This window comes from Crinalium epipsammum PCC 9333 (assembly GCF_000317495.1).
Classification (GTDB): Bacteria; Cyanobacteriota; Cyanobacteriia; order Cyanobacteriales; family PCC-9333; genus Crinalium; species Crinalium epipsammum.
The window spans coordinates 4658592-4675614 of record NC_019753.1 but is presented as its reverse complement, the minus strand read 5'-3'; the positions used below and the strand labels follow the sequence as shown (position 1 = coordinate 4675614).

General features: G+C 41.0%; 16 protein-coding genes and 1 pseudogene. 10 read left to right on the top strand and 7 right to left on the bottom strand.

Annotation, left to right across the window (positions count from 1 at the left end; genetic code table 11):
* Nucleotides 1–75: 75 nt before the first annotated feature.
* From CRI9333_RS20300 to phnE, 3 genes and pseudogenes are all read left to right on the top strand, one after another.
* Nucleotides 76–915 (top strand): annotated as a pseudogene (locus CRI9333_RS20300) (phosphate/phosphite/phosphonate ABC transporter substrate-binding protein); the annotation flags it as partial.
* Between the two features lie 7 nt (nucleotides 916–922).
* Entirely contained in the window at nucleotides 923–1657 is a 735-nt protein-coding gene (locus CRI9333_RS20295; protein ID WP_015205031.1) for a phosphonate ABC transporter ATP-binding protein, read from the top strand.
* Between the two features lie 169 nt (nucleotides 1658–1826).
* Nucleotides 1827–2642 carry a phosphonate ABC transporter, permease protein PhnE gene (gene phnE, locus CRI9333_RS20290; protein ID WP_015205030.1) on the top strand — a complete coding sequence of 272 codons (816 nt, stop codon included), beginning with the start codon at nucleotides 1827–1829 and terminating at the stop codon, nucleotides 2640–2642.
* Nucleotides 2643–2801: 159 nt separating this feature from the next.
* Here the strand turns inward: phnE and CRI9333_RS20285 are convergent, their stop codons facing one another.
* Both CRI9333_RS20285 and CRI9333_RS20280 read right to left on the bottom strand, forming a co-directional pair.
* On the bottom strand, nucleotides 2802–3458 hold the full coding sequence (locus CRI9333_RS20285; RefSeq protein WP_015205029.1) for a (2Fe-2S) ferredoxin domain-containing protein: 657 nt from the start codon (nucleotides 3456–3458) through the stop codon (nucleotides 2802–2804).
* A gap of 87 nt (nucleotides 3459–3545) precedes the next feature.
* Nucleotides 3546–3788, bottom strand: coding sequence for an Asr1405/Asl0597 family protein (locus tag CRI9333_RS20280; protein WP_015205028.1), 243 nt, complete (start codon nucleotides 3786–3788; stop codon nucleotides 3546–3548).
* A 341-nt stretch (nucleotides 3789–4129) separates the two neighbouring features.
* On the opposite strand from CRI9333_RS20280, the gene CRI9333_RS20275 reads away from it, so the two are divergent.
* Nucleotides 4130–4684, top strand: coding sequence for a DNA starvation/stress protection protein DpsA (locus tag CRI9333_RS20275; protein WP_015205027.1), 555 nt, complete (start codon nucleotides 4130–4132; stop codon nucleotides 4682–4684).
* 175 nt (nucleotides 4685–4859) lie between these two features.
* Here CRI9333_RS20275 and CRI9333_RS20270 read toward each other — a convergent pair whose 3' ends face one another.
* From CRI9333_RS20270 to CRI9333_RS20260, 3 genes are all read right to left on the bottom strand, one after another.
* Complete coding sequence (locus CRI9333_RS20270) at nucleotides 4860–6089, bottom strand: M20 metallopeptidase family protein (protein WP_015205026.1); 1230 nt, start codon at nucleotides 6087–6089, stop codon at nucleotides 4860–4862.
* A gap of 45 nt (nucleotides 6090–6134) precedes the next feature.
* Nucleotides 6135–6815: a dethiobiotin synthase gene (gene bioD / locus CRI9333_RS20265; protein WP_015205025.1), complete on the bottom strand. Its 681-nt coding sequence runs from the start codon at nucleotides 6813–6815 to the stop codon at nucleotides 6135–6137.
* 118 nt (nucleotides 6816–6933) lie between these two features.
* A complete protein-coding gene (locus tag CRI9333_RS20260) occupies nucleotides 6934–8856 on the bottom strand; it encodes a serine/threonine-protein kinase (protein WP_015205024.1) in 1923 nt (640 codons plus the stop codon).
* A 299-nt stretch (nucleotides 8857–9155) separates the two neighbouring features.
* Between CRI9333_RS20260 and CRI9333_RS20255 the strand changes: the two genes are divergently transcribed.
* Nucleotides 9156–11093 (top strand): ABC-F family ATP-binding cassette domain-containing protein, encoded by a 1938-nt coding sequence (locus CRI9333_RS20255; RefSeq protein ID WP_015205023.1) that lies wholly within the window; start codon nucleotides 9156–9158, stop codon nucleotides 11091–11093.
* A gap of 141 nt (nucleotides 11094–11234) precedes the next feature.
* Complete coding sequence (locus CRI9333_RS20250) at nucleotides 11235–11654, top strand: peptidylprolyl isomerase (RefSeq protein ID WP_015205022.1); 420 nt, start codon at nucleotides 11235–11237, stop codon at nucleotides 11652–11654.
* A 130-nt stretch (nucleotides 11655–11784) separates the two neighbouring features.
* Here the strand turns inward: CRI9333_RS20250 and CRI9333_RS20245 are convergent, their stop codons facing one another.
* Nucleotides 11785–12168 carry a DUF4112 domain-containing protein gene (locus CRI9333_RS20245; protein ID WP_015205021.1) on the bottom strand — a complete coding sequence of 128 codons (384 nt, stop codon included), beginning with the start codon at nucleotides 12166–12168 and terminating at the stop codon, nucleotides 11785–11787.
* Nucleotides 12169–12483: 315 nt separating this feature from the next.
* Here CRI9333_RS20245 and purT point away from each other — a divergent pair, with 315 nt between their 5' ends.
* From purT to CRI9333_RS20225, 4 genes are all read left to right on the top strand, one after another.
* Nucleotides 12484–13647 carry a formate-dependent phosphoribosylglycinamide formyltransferase gene (gene purT, locus CRI9333_RS20240; protein WP_015205020.1) on the top strand — a complete coding sequence of 388 codons (1164 nt, stop codon included), beginning with the start codon at nucleotides 12484–12486 and terminating at the stop codon, nucleotides 13645–13647.
* 18 nt (nucleotides 13648–13665) lie between these two features.
* Complete coding sequence (locus tag CRI9333_RS20235; protein ID WP_015205019.1) at nucleotides 13666–14148, top strand: pentapeptide repeat-containing protein; 483 nt, start codon at nucleotides 13666–13668, stop codon at nucleotides 14146–14148.
* 64 nt (nucleotides 14149–14212) lie between these two features.
* Nucleotides 14213–14422, top strand: coding sequence for a hypothetical protein (locus CRI9333_RS20230; protein ID WP_015205018.1), 210 nt, complete (start codon nucleotides 14213–14215; stop codon nucleotides 14420–14422).
* Nucleotides 14423–14567: 145 nt separating this feature from the next.
* Entirely contained in the window at nucleotides 14568–14882 is a 315-nt protein-coding gene (locus CRI9333_RS20225) for a carbon dioxide-concentrating mechanism protein CcmK (protein WP_015205017.1), read from the top strand.
* Between the two features lie 244 nt (nucleotides 14883–15126).
* Here CRI9333_RS20225 and CRI9333_RS20220 read toward each other — a convergent pair whose 3' ends face one another.
* Entirely contained in the window at nucleotides 15127–16965 is a 1839-nt protein-coding gene (locus CRI9333_RS20220) for a DUF4335 domain-containing protein (RefSeq protein WP_015205016.1), read from the bottom strand.
* Nucleotides 16966–17023: the final 58 nt, after the last annotated feature.

Here is a 17023-nt window from a genome sequence, read left to right as displayed (position 1 = left end):
AGCCAAATACCACCCTTGACAATTTTCTCTTTTCCTTAACTTGTCACCAATGCCCCTAGCCACCAAGTAAAAGGTGAACTCGCTCAAGCTCAAACTCTCAGAATCGCTTTCCCTAATCGCGGTGAAGCAACAGAAGCACAGCGCAAAGCTGATGCTATTGCTAATTTTCTCTCACAACTACTGAAAATGCCTGTAGAGGCAGTTGTCTCAGATGAAACTGCTGCGGTGGAAGCTTTGAGAGCTAATCGCGTAGATGTAGCATTTGTGAGCAGCCGTGCCGCAATTAAAGCTGAACAATTAGCTGGTGCGCGTTTGGCTTTAGCAGAAGTACGTCCTAATTACTCTGGCGGGCATACTTATAGATCAATCATGGTGGTGCGTAAAAATAGCCCGTTACGCACTCAGGCAACACCGAAAGCAACGCTGGCACAACTGCGTGGTAAAAGAATGGCGTTTGCTTCTAAAACTTCGGGTTCAGGATTTATTGTTCCAACAGGACAGTTTGTAGGATTTGGATTTGTGCCTAATCCAGATCGTTATGGTCGTTTCTTTAAACAGGTTACATATGGTGATGGTTATAGCAGTGCTTTAAAAGCTGTGCTACGCGGTCAAGCAGATGTTGGCGCTGTGTCAGAATATGCTTTGGCTGAACCTTATATCACTAAAGCAGAAGCCAGCCAGTTGAGAGTTCTTTACTATGTCGGTGGTGTACCTGCTCATGGTATTGCCATTGATAATGATGTTCCAAGTACTACACGGAACAAGATTGTTCAGGCCATGTTGAAATTAAATCAGCCTGCTAACAATAAACTGCTGAAAGATCTCTCAAATGCAACTAAGTTAGTGCCGATTAACCACGACCAACATTTAGCGCGGATGCGTAGCGCGTTGAAGCAAGCCAAGATTGATCCATAAGTTGCAAATGCAGTCTGCGATTGAGTGTGAAAATTTGGAGACAGCTTATGCTGTCTCCCTTAGTCGTCCGATCCTAAACCGGATTAATTGCACAATTAATCCAGGGGAGTTTGTTTGTTTACTAGGGCTAAATGGTGCGGGTAAGTCTACCCTATTAAGGGCAATGATTGGCTTAGTACCATTGAAGCAGGGAGTTATTCGCATTAATGGTGTGACGATGACTCCCCGCACTCTTACTCAAACTCGCCGAGATTTAGGAATGTTGTTTCAAGGAGGAGGATTGATTCGTCAACTTCCTGCCATAGAAAATGTTTTGTGTGGACGTTTGGGTGAGTTACCCACCTGGAAAACTTTTTGGGGTTTTCCTAAGCAGGATCGACGTTTGGCGATTGATTTATTGACTCGTTTAGGATTGCAGGATCAGATTTACCAGAAGACTGGTCAATTAAGCGGTGGACAACAACAACGAGTTGCGATCGCCCGCGCTTTAATTCAATCTCCTAAAATCTTGTTAGCTGATGAACCAATTACAGGTTTAGATGTGATGGCAGCTAGACAAGTAATGGATATTTTATCAAAGCTGCATCAAGAACAAGGTATGACTGTGGTGGTGGTGTTGCACGATTTAGCTTTAGCTGCTGCTTATGCCCAACGTGCGATTATTCTTGATGCGGGTCGGGTAGTATATGACGGAAATTGCGATCGCCTACACGATCAATTTTCTCAATTGTTGAGTTATTAGGGGTAAATTTTGAATTTGCTCCTATTTTTTTTAGCTAGTTAATAGATCTATTGCATAAGTCAAATTTTAGAGAATTAACCACAGATGCACACAGATAAACACAGATGAAATTACCAATTTTTGCTCATCTGTCTAATAATTAAAAAGCTGTAGGCTTAAGGATCAACTTATGAATTTGTTTTTTATTCACAAACTCAAAATTAAAAATTCACAATTCTTACAGATCTATACTTGGCTTAGTCGCTTAGTAATATTATTTATTATAGTTGCTGTCTATACTTGGGCATTGCAAGGTTTAAAAGTTGATGTTGCCTTGCTCAAAGATAGTTTTCCCTATGTTACAGATTTTATCTCACGTTTGTGGCCACCCAATTTAGAAGTTGTTGATCTAGCCATTGAAGCTTTAGTTGAAACAGTACAAATGTCTTTATGGGGAACTACAATTGGGGCAATTATTTCTTTACCTATTGCTGTTTGTTCCGCCCATAATATAGCTCCTCTTTGGCTGCGCTGGTTAGCTAGTTTTTTACAAAATGCTGTCCGGTCTATCCCATCAATTATATTAGGATTAATCTTTGTTGCTGCTACTGGACTCGGCGCACCAGCAGGAACTTTAGCTTTAGGTATCTATACGATAGGTTATCTGGCGAAGTTTTATCAAGAAGCGATCGAATCAGTAGATCCACGCTCAATAGAATCTTTAGAAGTTAGCGGTGCATCTTGGATACAAATTGCTCAATACGGCATTTTTCCCCAAGTTATACCATTAGGACTCGGCTACACATTATATATGTTCGAGTACAATATTCGCGCTGCTTCTGTATTAGGTGTAGTAGGTGCGGGTGGTATTGGTTTTGAGTTAGTTAATTATATTCGTGGCTTTGAGTACACCAAAGCAACCACTATGATGCTAGTGTTGTTGGTTGTTGTCACGGTTATTGATGCTTTGAGTAGTCAACTACGTTCAAAGCTGGAGAAAATTTAGAAAAGAGTGATGAGTAAGCAGCGAAATAGCTGCTTCATTCCAGGTTATTACAAAAATACTAACAATACTAATAGCGTAACCATACAATAATTGGCGTTAGTTATATGTATGCGATCGCACTAACATCTTGACCGCTTGTTATTTTGGCGTAAGTATTACCTAATAAACTAAGGTAGTAACCTGTCGCTGAGTATGTTCAGCAGCTTGTTGAGGAATCTTAGCAGCAGGTTGACAAGCTGGTTGAGTAGGAAAATGTTTGTCAATAATATCAGGAATTTCTTCAGCGCCAATACGGGTATAACGGGTTTTGTCGGGCATGACAATGTTAGGACCAGCTTTGCATTGCTTCATACATCCGGTTCCCTTAATTGCCACTTGGTCATCTAAACCGCGATCGCGTAAACTTTCTGCTAGTGCCTGACAAACTGCTTTACCGCCACGCTTCATGCAATCTGACTTTTGACATACCAAAATTGGAGCCTTTGTTTTAGCAGGTGCAGATGCTTTAGCGTTTAAATCTACTACACTTGGGCGATTAGTCTCGCAATTCTTGGGAATAACGGGTGTGATTCGAGATGCTTTGATTTTGAGTTTGCCTGTTTTTAGATCAAGTTTTTTTTCAACAGTAATTTCCAACCAAGCACCAGAAGTTAAATCCCATCTCAATCTAGTTTTTAAATCTTTAGATAGTTTTATAGACTGTTCGCCTTCAGCAGTCCCCAATCTCAAGCGTTTAAGTTTGTAGCCGTCCTCGATTTCAAACCCCAGAAACCGCCCTTCAATAGTAAATGTTGATGCCTCAGTATGCTTACTCATTTTTTTGCTTTGCCCTTGGTAAAATTACAAGCTAATTTGGGAAATTTTGAATCTTAAATTTTTGGTAAACCTACCTTGCTGATACCTCTAGAGGCTCCAGCAACGTTCCAACCAGAACGTTAACTCCCGACGCGAGGCTGTGAGTTGTCTGGCGACGCTCCAAAGTTGTACGGCTGCTACGGAATTCTGAACTTGTACTCGCAACGGCTGGTTAGTAGCACAACTGCAAGGTATATCTAGTTGTTGTAAGCGCAGATATACCTGCCAACGGTCTGCTAAAGATATATTGACAACCTTTCCTGCTTCTGGTTCTAAATTTAATGGATTCATTTGCCCCCACAAATGCGACTCATTTGCAATTAGTGTAATACTTTTTTGGGTAATTTCTCAACCTGTTGGCAATATATAGCGGTTAGCTCTTAGCATTTAACAGTTAGCTTTTCGTATGTATAAGCTTCAGGGCTATAGTTTTGTGTCCCTAGCTATAGCCTCTATTCCTTAATGATATTCAGTGCAAAATATTCTCACTCAGTACAAGTACCGATTTTGGTCGAAATTGTTAAAAAAGTCTGAATATATTGCTCAATCCGGCTCAATAGTGCTTTGAACTCCTAGAATTGTGTTAGCTTGACTAACTTAGCAAGCTAACTTGCCGAGGAGAGAGGAGAACTATGTCTGAAACACAAACTGTATTACACTCGTTTGGTGAGGTTTATGACAATCCGGTGTTGTTAGACAAAAGTGTCACAACGCCCGTCTGTGAGGGCTTAAACATTGCTCTAGCAAGTTTTCAGGCTCTATACCTGCAATATCAAAAGCACCACTTTGTAGTTGAAGGTGCTGAATTTTACCAATTACATGAATTTTTTGAAACCAGCTACAACGATGTTCAAGGTCATGTGCATGAAATTGGTGAACGCTTAAATGGTTTAGGCGGTGTACCAGCAGCTAGTTTTAGCAAATTGGCGCAACTGTGCTGCTTTACACCAGAAGAAGATGGTGTTTATGGCTGTCGTGCAATGGTTGAACACGATTTAACAGCCGAACAAGCTATGATTGGGCTTATTCGCCGTCAAGCAGGACAAGCTGAAAGTTTAGGCGATCGCGGTACTCGCTACTTATACGAACAAATTTTGTTAAAAACTGAGGAAAGAGCTTATCATCTGGCTCATTTCCTTGCTAAAGACAGCTTAACCCTGGGTTTTGTACAGGCTTCTCAGAACTAATGTTGTGAGGGATGCGATACTCCTGGGGAGTCCTTCGCGATCACCCTCAATTTTTGAAAAATCTCACCCCCTCCCCGTTAACGGAGAGGGGGAGCTTTTTGATATTACATTTTTATTTGTAAATAACCCAGCATAGACAGACTTTCAGAGATGTTGTGCATCTGTTAAAAGTTTGCTAGTTACAAAATTTTTCAACACAACGAGCAAAAATTTCTACCCCCATCAAGAGCGCTGTTTCATCAAAATTAAATCGTGGATGATGATGAGGATAAGCTAAATTTTTCTCGGTATTTGCAGAACCTAAAAAGAAATAGCACCCTGGAACAGCTTGCAGAAAGAAAGACATATCTTCACCGCCCATAGTTTGACACTCAGGTACTATTCCCACAGGAGTTTCTACAACATCTACTGCTACGGAACGTACTAAATCTGCTATCTGTCCATCATTAATTACAGGTGGGTATAAACTGTAGTAATTTAACTCGTAGTTTGCGCCGTAACTCTGACAAATTCCAGCAATTATTTGTTCAATTCTTTTTTTGAAATATCCATCTAATGATGGATTAAAATAGCGCACAGTACCACTCATTCGTGCGGTATCTGCAATTACGTTGTGTGCTGTTCCGGCATGGAGTTCACCAACAGTTACAACAGCCGATTCAATCGGATCAATATTACGCGCCACAATTGTTTGCAAAGCATTAACAATTTGAGCAGCAACTACAATGGAATCAACGGTTTGATGAGGCATTGCACCATGCCCACCTTTACCTAAAATCGTGCAGTTAAATATTTCAACTGCTGCCATTAATGCGCCACTTCTTACACCAACTGTACCTAGTGGTAAATTGTTCCACAAATGCAATCCAATGATGGCATCGACATCTGGATTTTGTAAAACACCAGCTTCAACCATTGGTTTTGCACCGCCTGGACCTTCTTCGGCTGGTTGGAAGATAATTTTGACAGTACCTGCAAATTGATCTTGATGCTGGGAGAGGTAATATGCAGTTGCTAGTGCGATCGCAGTATGTCCATCGTGACCGCAAGCGTGCATTACTCCATCATGTAGTGATTTATAAGGTACATCATTTTCTTCTTGAATTGGCAAGGCATCCATATCTGCCCGAATTGCCAATACTTTGGGATTTTGGGTTGCTGAAGTTGCTTTTGTGCCTTTTATAATGGCAACAATTCCAGTTTTCGCAATCTCAGTTTGATGAACAATACCCCATTCTTGCAACTTTTTGGTAATAAATTTAGCCGTGATTTCTTCTCTAAAACCAAGTTCAGGGCGTTGATGTAAATATCTACGCCAGTCGATAATTTGTGCTTGCAATGCTTGAATTGCTGGTCTAATTCTAGAGATATCAACAGGCAGAGGACTTAAAGAAGTAGAAGCCATTTGGGTTACTATGTTGAAATTAATTTAATTGAAAACGTCAGATGCTTAAATAGGTAGTAATTTCTCTAAATCTAAATCTGATGCAACGAGTGCTAATTGATTTAAATCATTAGGATTGGTTAAATAAGGTAAACAGCCTAAAACGGGAATGTTTGTCAGAGATTCAATTAAATCCGTAGGTGTCCAATTAGCGATTTCTTCATCTGAACGTGGTTGGTTACAGTTAAGAACAATGCCTTTGAGATAAATGTTTGACTGACGCGCCAAGGCAACATTAGCTACAGCTTGTGCGATCGCACCTAGTCTAACAGGTACTACTAACACAGTTGGCAACCGCCAATCAGAAGCTACATCAGCAACAGTTAGTTCATGGGTAACAGGCGAACCTAGCCCCCCTAATGCTTCTACTAGCACAAAATCTCGCTTTTGGCGTAACCGATCAAACGCTTGCCAAACAATGGCTAAATCTACTATTCGTCCTTCTTTTTCTGCTGCTAACGGAGGCGCTAAAGGTGCAGAAAAGTAGAGAGGATTAATCTCTTCAAGAGATTGATCTATAGAAAACAACTGCGTGTACATTTCGCGATCGCCTGTACCTGCTTGAATTGGTTTCATTACCCCCAAACTTCTGTCTGGACAATACTTGTGCCAATAAGCTATCAAAGCAGTTGTGAGGACTGTCTTGCCAATTTCTGTATCAGTAGCAGTAATTAATAGTGCGTTCAAGATTTTATAGATGATTAAGTAGCTAGATTTGAGCAGTTAGCAGTCAGCCTTTCTATTTTATAAGTTCTGTCTCAGTTTCACTCCTCTCTCCTCCCTCCTCCGTCTTTTCAAAACAGGTCTACTGATTACTAATACTGACATCCAGATTAAATGTAGTTGGATCAGAAGCAATCACCTCAATTTGATACTGACCATCACTAGGCAGTTGACCATTCCAGGCGACAACCCCAGAAGCATTATCTAGCGGTTGATTATTAGGATCGCGAATTTCCAAAGTAGCATTACTCTCTCTAAGATTTATTCTCATTGTTTGACCTTCTTGAGCATTGACAACGTAAAGCTTACTTTGCTGGGGACTGGTTATAAGACCTGAAATTCTAGTTGTATTTTGACCTGCTGGAAAAGTGATTGCTTCAGCACCAACATTACTACCTACAGAACTAGGACTTTCGCTAGGAGTGGGAACAGGTATTGATGTCGCTGTGGGTATCGGTGTTGGGCTAGGAGCCAATGCTTCAGACAAAGTAATGTTTAACTGATATTCGCTATTATCCAATCCTTTGATTGGTTTAAGTTGAATTTGATAGTCACCAGAATAAGGAAGTGTGCCTTTCCATCCTCTTACCCGCGTGGCGCTGTTATCAATGGGGTTTTGATCAGGTCCTAATATAGTCATCAATACGCCTTCATCGCTTAGAGATGCGTCTAACTGTTGCCCTTGCTGTGCGCTAATTATGTAATCAACAGTGGCATTTTCTTTCAGGGTTCCATCTTTAGAAATTGTTTTACCCGCAGATATATTTAGCTTTTGACTATAGTTACTAGGACTAGATGCGGGCGTGGGTGTCGGTGTTTCTGAGGGTGTAGGTGTTTCAGAAGGAATAACTGCTGGTGTTGTATCCACTGAGGATGAGGAACGACTATGCAGGATAGTACTAACCAACGCCCAAGATCCAAATCCCGCTAAAATCGCCAAAGCTATACCAACCGGAATGATTGCCCAAGGATCATCCCAAAAAGAACTTCTAGGTTCAGATATTACTGGTTCCTGTCTAGTAGAACGCCTGTAGTTGGAAGCAATGGGTTCTGGGGGTCTTCCGACTGCGATCGTTCGCATTCGCGAAACGTTATTTTCTGGGGGTTGGAGGTTACGGGTTGGCGGTTGTGGGTTAGCAATAGGGGGTTGAGGGTTGGGATTAGGATTAGTTAATAATTTCAGTGCTTGAATTACTTCCCCAGCAGATTGAAAGCGATCGCCTGGTCGATAACCTAACATCCGATTCAATACTTGGGCAAACCCATCATTAACATTTACCCACTTTTGCCATTGCCAACTAAGCTGAATATCATCAAATAATTCCTGCGGTTCCTTCCCTGTCAGCAGCACTATACAAGTTACTGCTAAGGAGTACAGATCGCTATTCGGGTAGGATCTACCTGTTTGGATTTGCTCACTAGGGGCGTAACCTGGTTTACCTACAGTGGTTACAGGTGTTGCCGTTGGCGGTAAGTGAAACTTAGTTGCAAGTTCTTTAACTACGCCAAAGTCAATTAACACAGGTAAGTTATCACTTTCACGCAAAATAATATTATCTGGCGAGATATCTCTGTGAATAATCCCCTTGACGTGAATATGCACTAACACAGGCAGTAGTTGCAGTAGAAATTGCCAAACTTCTGCTTCTGAAAAAGTCGTCCCAGCAGCCTTACGCTCATCTAACAGCGTGCGATAAGTTTTTCCTGCTACATAATCCTGCACTAGAAATAAACGCTCATTTTCTTCAAACGTCGCCCTAAATTGCGGTATTTGTGGATGCTGAATTTGATAGAGAGTTGCTGCTTCGCGCTGGAACAGTTCCTTTGACTTTTGTAGGACATAATTTGAATCATGGGGGGGAATTAACTCTTTCAAAGCACAAGGCTCATTAAAACGTCCCTGATCTTCTGCTAGATAAGTGCGACCAAACCCCCCCTGCCCCAAAATACTCAGCAAGCGGTAGCGGTTTTGCAGAATTGTTTCTGTGGCAATCGGTGGCTGCATAAACTATTTTTATTGAGAATACATCTGAGGGAGGATTAATTTCACTACCTATTCTGAAGACCACCCTAGCTTTTTTACATCAAAAGGGTCAACTAGCAAAGATGGGGGGCAGGTGTATAGGGGTTTTGTTGTGCGATCGCGCTCTGAAAGCTTAAGTTTTAAAATATATTAAGGTGGCTGCCAACAGTGCGATGAAAATATCCCTGAATGTTTGAGCAGTTAACTTATAATTCACAAGTTTACAGTGACGATACTCCTGTTGTCGTCGCTATGCGATCGCACCCTAATAATTTTCCTGCATGAGTATTTTCACCCTGCAATCAGTCAAAAAAGATTTTGGTATCAAAGAAATCCTCAAAGATGCCAGTTTCAGCCTAGATCCCACAGATAAAGTCGGACTAATTGGCACCAACGGTTCCGGCAAATCAACCCTGTTAAAAATGATTGCAGGTTTAGAACCGATTGATGATGGTCAAATATTAGTCAACTCTGGAGCCAGAATAGTCTACCTACCCCAACAGCCAGACCTCGATGACAATCACACTGTCCTAGAACAAGTATTCGCCGACAGTGGCGAACAAATGACTTTAGTACGTGAATATGAACAACTCTCAGATCAACTTGCCCACGCCCAGGAAAGCGATTCTAGTCAACTCATGTCTCGCCTCTCCACCGTTATGCAACGGATGGATTCTACAGGCGCTTGGGAACTAGAAACCAAAGCCAAAATCATCCTAACCAAACTCGGAATTGAAGACTTCAACGCCCGCATCGGTGATTTATCCGGTGGATATCGCAAGCGTATAGCCTTAGCAGCAGCCTTACTATCAGAACCAGAAGTACTGCTGATGGACGAACCTACAAACCATCTGGATGCACTTTCAGTTGAGTGGTTACAAACCTACCTCAATCGCTTTCGAGGCGCAATTTTATTAATCACCCACGATCGCTACTTTCTAGACCGCGTCACGAATCGTATCATCGAAATTGATCGAGGCGACCTCTACAGTTACAGTGGCAACTATTCTTACTATCTAGAGAAAAAAGCCTTAGCAGAAGAATCGGCTGTTAGCAGTCAGCGCAAACATCAAGGTGTCTTAAGACGGGAACTAGAATGGCTCAAGCGAGGACCAAAAGCGCGTAGTACAAAACAAAAAGCGCGGATTGATCGCGTTCATGCTATGCAAGACCAAGAATTTAAACAAGTTCAAGGCAAAGTAGATATATCTACTCCTGGTCGCCGAATTGGTAAAAAAGTTATTGAGTTAAAAAATATCTCTAAAGCATACAATGGACGCACCTTAATTAAAGATTTTACCTACGAATTTAGTCCTGAAGATCGCATCGGTATTATTGGTGGAAATGGTGCAGGTAAATCAACCTTAATGGATATCATCACTGCCCGAATTCAACCCGATACAGGTAGTGTAGAAATTGGCACAACAATTGAGATAGGTTACTTTGATCAACATTCCGAAGAATTATTAACAGCCTTAAACGAAAATCAGCGAGTAATTGACTACATCAAAGAAATAGGAGAATACGTCAAAATTGCTGATGGAACTCAAATAAGTGCTTCCCAAATGTTAGAGCTTTTTTTGTTCCCTGGAAACCAGCAATATGCACCTATTTCCAAGCTATCAGGCGGTGAAAAACGGCGTTTATTTCTACTGCGTATGCTGATGAGCGCCCCCAATGTCATTATCCTAGATGAACCAACTAACGATCTAGACGTTCAAACTTTAGCAGTATTGGAAGATTATTTAGAAGATTTTAACGGTTGTGTAATAGCAGTTTCTCACGATCGCTACTTCCTAGATCGTACAGTAGACAGAATATTTGCTTTAGAAGACGGGGGAAATTTACGTCAATATCCTGGTAACTATTCCGTCTACTTAGACTACAAACAAGTTGAAGCCGCAGAAGCATCCCAACTAGCCAATTCTAAGGATAAACAAAAACAAACTCAACCCCAAATTGAGCAAACAGAAGCAAAACCACAAAACAACAGCAAAAAACGTAATCTTTCTTCTTGGGAAAAGCGCGAATTTGAGCAATTAGAAGGTAAGATTGCTCAGTTAGAATCCGAAAAAGCCAAATTAGAGAAAACTCTCTATAACTCCCCTCCAGGCGGTTACAGCGAAGTGCAAAAACTCTCTGAACGCTTAGAATCTTTAAATAAAGCTATTGATACAGCAACAGAGCGTTGGATAGAATTAGCTGAAGTGGAGTCGTGAACTTTTACAAATTAGATTTTATGCTCTGATCTGCAAAATTTAGATAAAGTTAAGATATTGCTGTTTGCATACTGAGTAGATTTCGGCTGTTACATATAGCCAACTACAAAACTGTTAATCATCTTCAAAAAGGCAGAAATCATGACTCGCGCTATCATGGAAACCGAAAAAGGCACAATTAACCTGGAACTATTTGACCAGGATGCGCCTAACACCGTCAAAAACTTTGTAGACCTATCTGAGAAAGGGTTCTACGACGGTTTAACCTTCCACCGAGTCATCTCTAACTTTATGGTTCAAGGTGGCTGTCCTCAAGGTACAGGAACAGGTGGACCTGGTTACAAAATCAAATGTGAAATCAACAAGAATAAGCATCTTGCAGGTAGTTTGTCAATGGCTCACGCAGGTAAAGATACAGGCGGCAGTCAATTTTTTATTTGCCACTCTCCTCAAAGTCATTTAGATGGAGTGCATACAGTTTTTGGCAAAACTGAAGACATGAATGTTGTTAATGCTATCCGCAAAGATGACAAAATTCTCTCCGTCAAAATTGAGAAATAGCAATATGTAGAGATTTACAATTGTACGTCTCTACATCAAATAATTGTCGCACTCATTTTTCGCATTTGTATAAAAATCCCGTCGCTTAGATGTGACGGGATTTTTATATAAACTATAAGTGCTATGGCTATCAAACTTTAACAGAATTAACTTCTCTTAATTCTGGCTCTGCGCCTTGGAGATGTTCTTCCAAAAGTGCTAAATTACGGATATTAGATTTATAATAAGCATCAAATAAATCTCCGACTAAAGGCACTGTTCCAACTACTGTTTCTAGACCAACATTCAAAATCATTTTAGTTAAGATTTCACGCGGTAAGCCAAAGCGAGCAGCTAAAAATATAATGTAGCCAGAAAGTCCTGTACTTACTATATCTCCCGCGCCAGGGATTAAACCAATAATTGGGTCTAAGCCAATGCGAAAGCCTATCCCAGGAATGCGGATAGCAGTATCCATCAAACGGCTGAGTTTGCGGATGTGGTTAAGATTTTTGAGACGTTCAGCAGTATTCATAATTTATAATTTTGGCATGAGTAGTAAGCCTTAGCTTGTACCCTAAGAAAGAAAGCATCGCCTTCATTCATAAATTTTAGTAATTTACAAATTTAAATAGCAAAATCTTCAAATTAATAAACCTCTTGCATCAGTCAATAAAATCTTGTATTACATCTGCGCCATCTGCGTCCATCTGCTCACATCTGCAACGCCAAAAATTGATTTTGGCAATTCGTCTAATCAATAAAAAACTCCTAAGCTTGCTTTGATCTGTAAAGCAGTGCAAACAACGTATAAAATTATTGAGATGAAACTAAAATCAAGGAATTATATATGAAGTTACCACAAAAATTGATGCTGCTTGGTTCAGGAGAACTAGGTAAAGAAGTTGTAATTGCAGCTAAACGGTTAGGCAATTATGTAATTGCTGTTGACCGTTATGCTAATGCTCCAGCAATGCAAGTCGCAGATTGTTGTGAAGTAATTTCGATGCTGAGTGGGGATGATTTAGAAAGAATCGTATTAAAGCATCAACCTAATTATATTATTCCAGAAATTGAAGCGATCAGAACTGAAAAGCTGATGGAATTTGAGCAACGAGGCATTACAGTAATTCCAACTGCTAAGGCAACAGATTATACAATGAATCGCGATCGCATTCGAGAACTTGCTCACCAAGAGTTAGGTATTAGAACCGCTAAATATGCCTACGCGACAACATTAGACGAGATGATTAAGGTTTCTCAAGCAATTGGTTTCCCGAATGTTGTAAAACCCGTAATGTCATCTTCTGGTAAAGGTCAATCTTTAGTTAATCATGCAGATGAAGTTGAAAAAGCTTGGAATTATGCTATAGAAGGTTCCAGAGGTGATACCCAAAAAATAATAGTTGAAGAATTTATTAATTTTGATATAGAAATTACTTTACTCACGATTAAACAATGGAATGCCCCTACAATCTTCTGCTCACCAATTGGTCATCGTCAAGAAAGAGGCGACTATCAAGAATCATGGCAACCAGCAGAAATTTCCAACTCACAAGTAATAGAAGCTCAATCTATAGCTAAAAAAGTAACTGATGCTTTAGGTGGAGCGGGAATATTTGGGGTTGAGTTTTTTATTACTAAAAATGAAGTAATTTTTTCCGAGCTTTCCCCTCGTCCCCATGATACGGGGATGGTAACAATAATTTCTCAAAATTTGAATGAATTTGAATTGCACTTAAGAGCAGTACTAGGATTACCTATTCCAAATATAGAGCAGCTTGGCGCGTCAGCTAGTGCAGTAATCTTAGCTACTGAAAATTCTGATTCCATTGCTTATGAAGGGGTAGCCGAAGCTTTATCAGAGCCAAATATAGATTTAAGGCTATTTGGAAAACCTGATTCACGTCCTTTTAGGAGAATGGGCGTAGCTTTAGCAAAAGGTAGTGATATTGCAGAGGCGCGTGAAAAAGCCAAAAAAGCAGCCGATAAAGTCAAAATTGTCAATCAATAAAACTCAAATGTAGTCATAATGTTGAACTCTTTAAGTGAAGAACTCTATTACAACTGCATTCATTTTCTAGAACAAACCCCCGAGCAGAGGTTATTTTTATTAAAACAAATTGGTCTAGCACGTTATGCCGATTTTTTAACGCAAATGCCTTTGAACGAGGCAAATATAAATTGTGTAATGCGCTTTTTTCGAGAACCTAATAGAGTGAAATTTCCTAACCTTAGAGGTGCTGATTTATCTGGTTTAGTTTTGGATGAAGTCAATTTTATTCGTGGTGATTTATCAGAAGCAAATTTAAGGGGAAGCAGTTTAGTAAATGCAGATCTAATATTTGCTAATTTTACTAAAGCAGATATCACCGATGCAGATCTTAGAGGTGCGACTTTAAATGAGACAATTTGGTATGGTGCTTTTGTAAAGCAGTGTCAATTTGGAACAGGGATTGGATTAACAGATAAGCAACGCCAATATCTCCAAGTTAACGGTGCTGTGTTCAACTAAAGCATATTTACTTGATCTCCGTATCTGCCATAACAACGGGGAATTAACCGATTTGAGATTACCCATGTCTACGTCTCCCGACCAACAACAGATTACTGTTTCTATAGATATCGAACTTTTAGAGCAAGTAGACCAATGGACAAGCGATCGCACAATAGCGATCGCAGAAGGTTTACGATTGTGGTGTAATCTACAAGCTGAAAAAGAATTACAAAAATCTGCTCAAGCTCGTAAACAACGGCACGATAGAGACGAAACAGGTTGGCTAGTCTAACCAAAGACATTTTTCTGGCAATTATAACTAAAGTGCCTCTAATTGCTATAAAAACTTAAACTCAGAATAATTCACGTCCAAACTGTGAGTTAACCTGCATACAATGAATTGCACCCGTTTGTTCGATTAATTCAGGAGAGTAATAATGCCAGCAGCGGTCGGAATGGTTGAAGTTAAAGGTCTTCCCCCTGCATTAGCAGTTGCGGATGCAATGGTTAAAGCCGCCCGCGTTACTTTGGTCGGTTATGAAAAAGTTAGTAGCGCCCGCTATACCATGATTGTTCGAGGAGTTGTTTCTGAAGTACAAATTTCAGTAGCAGCAGGGGTTGAAGCTGTCAAAAAAGTTAAGACCCAGGAGGAATTGTTGCTCTCTTACCATGTCATAGCCAGCCCCGATGCTAACCTTGACCTTGTACTACCCATTAACTACAACCTAGAAACAGACGAGTTCCGAATGTAATTTATAGTAGTTAGCAGTCAGCTATTAGCTTAGGCTACGCCACCGCGCAGAGCTAGTACAGCTTTTTTAAAGCTTTTGTTACCAGAAGTTTCAGAAATATTAAATGTCCTAAGCTATCTGGCTACAGCTATAACTTACAGCAGATTTTAAGTTAGTGAAGTTCAAAATTACCCCACCCGCGCTGTTCTTGCCTCCTCCCCTTGACCAGGGGAGGGTTAGGGGGGGTGTACTACACATCGCAAGGCTACTCTAAAAGCGTTTCTACCTTACCATCAGGATTAAGCACAACACGAATTTGGGCATTAGTTTTTCCATCAAGGGGAGAAACAAACTGTCCGCCAGGCACAGGAATGCTCGTGCGGTCAATGTACATTTTCGCTGCTTCTGTTAAGGGAATAATCCTTTCAATTGAGCCATCGCTACCAACAATTAAACTATATTGCAGAGATTGGGTTAAACCTTGGGGTGGTTTCCATCGCTGCTGAAAATAATTTCTTGCCTCTGCGACTTGAGGAATGCTATCAAATATCCTGGTTTTATCATCACTAGACCTAGAATTATCAGCATTTGGGGATAAATTACTACTACTACTAGCAATTGAGGGCGCAACTTCGGGCAAAGTTTGAGGGAATGGGTCAGTGTTAAATGCGACGGGAGGGCTAGGATTTAATTTAGGCAACCCTGCTGTACCTGTTGACCTTCCAGGTCTCAGTTGACTTGAAGAAGGTGGGGCGGGTGCTTTGGGAGGTGTAGCTACCCTTACTTGAGGAACTGAGGCAATTATGGATTGTGGAGGTGTCACAATCCGTAATGGCGGACGTTGTTTGGGTTGTGCAGTTGTGCCAATCCGTGATGGCTGACGTGAAGCCGTCTTAGGAACGGATGCTGGTTTGCTCGGCGGTACTACCTTTATAGATGGGGTTGAATTAAAAGAAGGTATGGAAAAAGATGGTCTAGTATTATTACGAGTACTCGACTGTGGGAAAGATGAATTGGGTAGCTTTGGCGATGAGTTATAAGTGGGAATCTGGGAAATGGTGGGTGGGTTCAAGGGCAATGAACTCGAACCAATTTGGGGATTACTTAAAGGCGGTTGCCCTAGCCCTGGTGATGTGGGTAAAGAAGCTGAATTTGATGGTGCAGGTATACCAGCAGAATTGGGTAAGTTAGGGTTTAATGTTGTCGCACCTGGGGCTGGCGGCAAAGGTGTTGCGCCTGGTGGCAGCGATGCTAGTGGCGTAGGTGACAAAGATGGCGGTAGCGAATTACCTGCTAGTGGTGCATCCTCATTCAAGGTAGGTTGTGGAGTTGGTGACATTACCACAATTTGTGGCTGCTGCTTCGACCGACTAAACATTTGAGCTAATGCAAGTGTTAGTCCTACTGCTGCTACAAGTCCACCTGCGGCAGCATAAATCCATATCGGTCGGTTTCTCAAACTAAGCGGTTGACTACTGAGGCTGGGCATCACCATAACGTCAGCAGCATATTCATCTAAAGCAGTTGCTAGGTCAAATAATTGCAGTACGCTTAGAGAAATAATTGGTCCTGATTCATCTGTTTCTAGTGGACCTAAAACAAGATCATGTGCTAATAAACCCCTGGGTTTTAAATAAGGGCTAGCAGCTAACATCAATCTTGGCTGTGATGGTGGAGGATATCCGCTTTCAATTTCTTCTGACTCTGCTTCCTCTGCTGGTGCTAATCGACGAGCCAGGTTTGCTTCTGAAGAAGGTAAAGCTTTTAAATGATAATTATTCTTTTCGTCTGGCAGCAAGGGTACGCTAGAACTTTGGCTAGCAGGTTGCCCAAGTGAAAGTTCCAACTGATTGTGTGATTTATCAATCAAGTCTTGGACGTATTCGCTGACGGCTTCGTGAAGCATTTCGAGTTCTTCGCCATCTCCCCAAAGGCTAACCTCTGGTGCTTGTTGATGCCTTGGATTATCAATATACAACTCAAAGGTTAGCTGCTTGAGTACTTTAAGTGGCACCCAGCGAGAGAGTGGAGATTCTCTTGCCTTCACTTCTAAGGTGCAGGTGGGAGGGGTATATTTTCTTACAACCGAGTTAAATAATTGCATGAGATTAATTCAATGAGCGAGTTTGACTTATATTGCGGCTGTATTAACTCTAGAATTT

What these genes read in the sequence shown, in the direction of transcription:
- CRI9333_RS20230 (WP_015205018.1), top strand. Translation starts at nt 14,213, where the DNA reads ATGTCTACGTCTCCCGACCAACAACAGATTACTGTTTCTATAGATATC.
- CRI9333_RS20275 (WP_015205027.1), top strand. Translation starts at nt 4,130, where the DNA reads ATGTCTGAAACACAAACTGTATTACACTCGTTTGGTGAGGTTTATGAC.
- CRI9333_RS20260 (WP_015205024.1), bottom strand. Translation starts at nt 8,856, where the DNA reads ATGCAGCCACCGATTGCCACAGAAACAATTCTGCAAAACCGCTACCGC.
- phnE (WP_015205030.1), top strand. Translation starts at nt 1,827, where the DNA reads ATGAATTTGTTTTTTATTCACAAACTCAAAATTAAAAATTCACAATTC.
- CRI9333_RS20270 (WP_015205026.1), bottom strand. Translation starts at nt 6,089, where the DNA reads ATGGCTTCTACTTCTTTAAGTCCTCTGCCTGTTGATATCTCTAGAATT.
- CRI9333_RS20220 (WP_015205016.1), bottom strand. Translation starts at nt 16,965, where the DNA reads ATGCAATTATTTAACTCGGTTGTAAGAAAATATACCCCTCCCACCTGC.
- CRI9333_RS20255 (WP_015205023.1), top strand. Translation starts at nt 9,156, where the DNA reads ATGAGTATTTTCACCCTGCAATCAGTCAAAAAAGATTTTGGTATCAAA.
- CRI9333_RS20235 (WP_015205019.1), top strand. Translation starts at nt 13,666, where the DNA reads ATGTTGAACTCTTTAAGTGAAGAACTCTATTACAACTGCATTCATTTT.
- CRI9333_RS20225 (WP_015205017.1), top strand. Translation starts at nt 14,568, where the DNA reads ATGCCAGCAGCGGTCGGAATGGTTGAAGTTAAAGGTCTTCCCCCTGCA.
- CRI9333_RS20250 (WP_015205022.1), top strand. Translation starts at nt 11,235, where the DNA reads ATGACTCGCGCTATCATGGAAACCGAAAAAGGCACAATTAACCTGGAA.
- CRI9333_RS20295 (WP_015205031.1), top strand. Translation starts at nt 923, where the DNA reads ATGCAGTCTGCGATTGAGTGTGAAAATTTGGAGACAGCTTATGCTGTC.
- CRI9333_RS20280 (WP_015205028.1), bottom strand. Translation starts at nt 3,788, where the DNA reads ATGAATCCATTAAATTTAGAACCAGAAGCAGGAAAGGTTGTCAATATA.
- CRI9333_RS20285 (WP_015205029.1), bottom strand. Translation starts at nt 3,458, where the DNA reads ATGAGTAAGCATACTGAGGCATCAACATTTACTATTGAAGGGCGGTTT.
- CRI9333_RS20245 (WP_015205021.1), bottom strand. Translation starts at nt 12,168, where the DNA reads ATGAATACTGCTGAACGTCTCAAAAATCTTAACCACATCCGCAAACTC.
- purT (WP_015205020.1), top strand. Translation starts at nt 12,484, where the DNA reads ATGAAGTTACCACAAAAATTGATGCTGCTTGGTTCAGGAGAACTAGGT.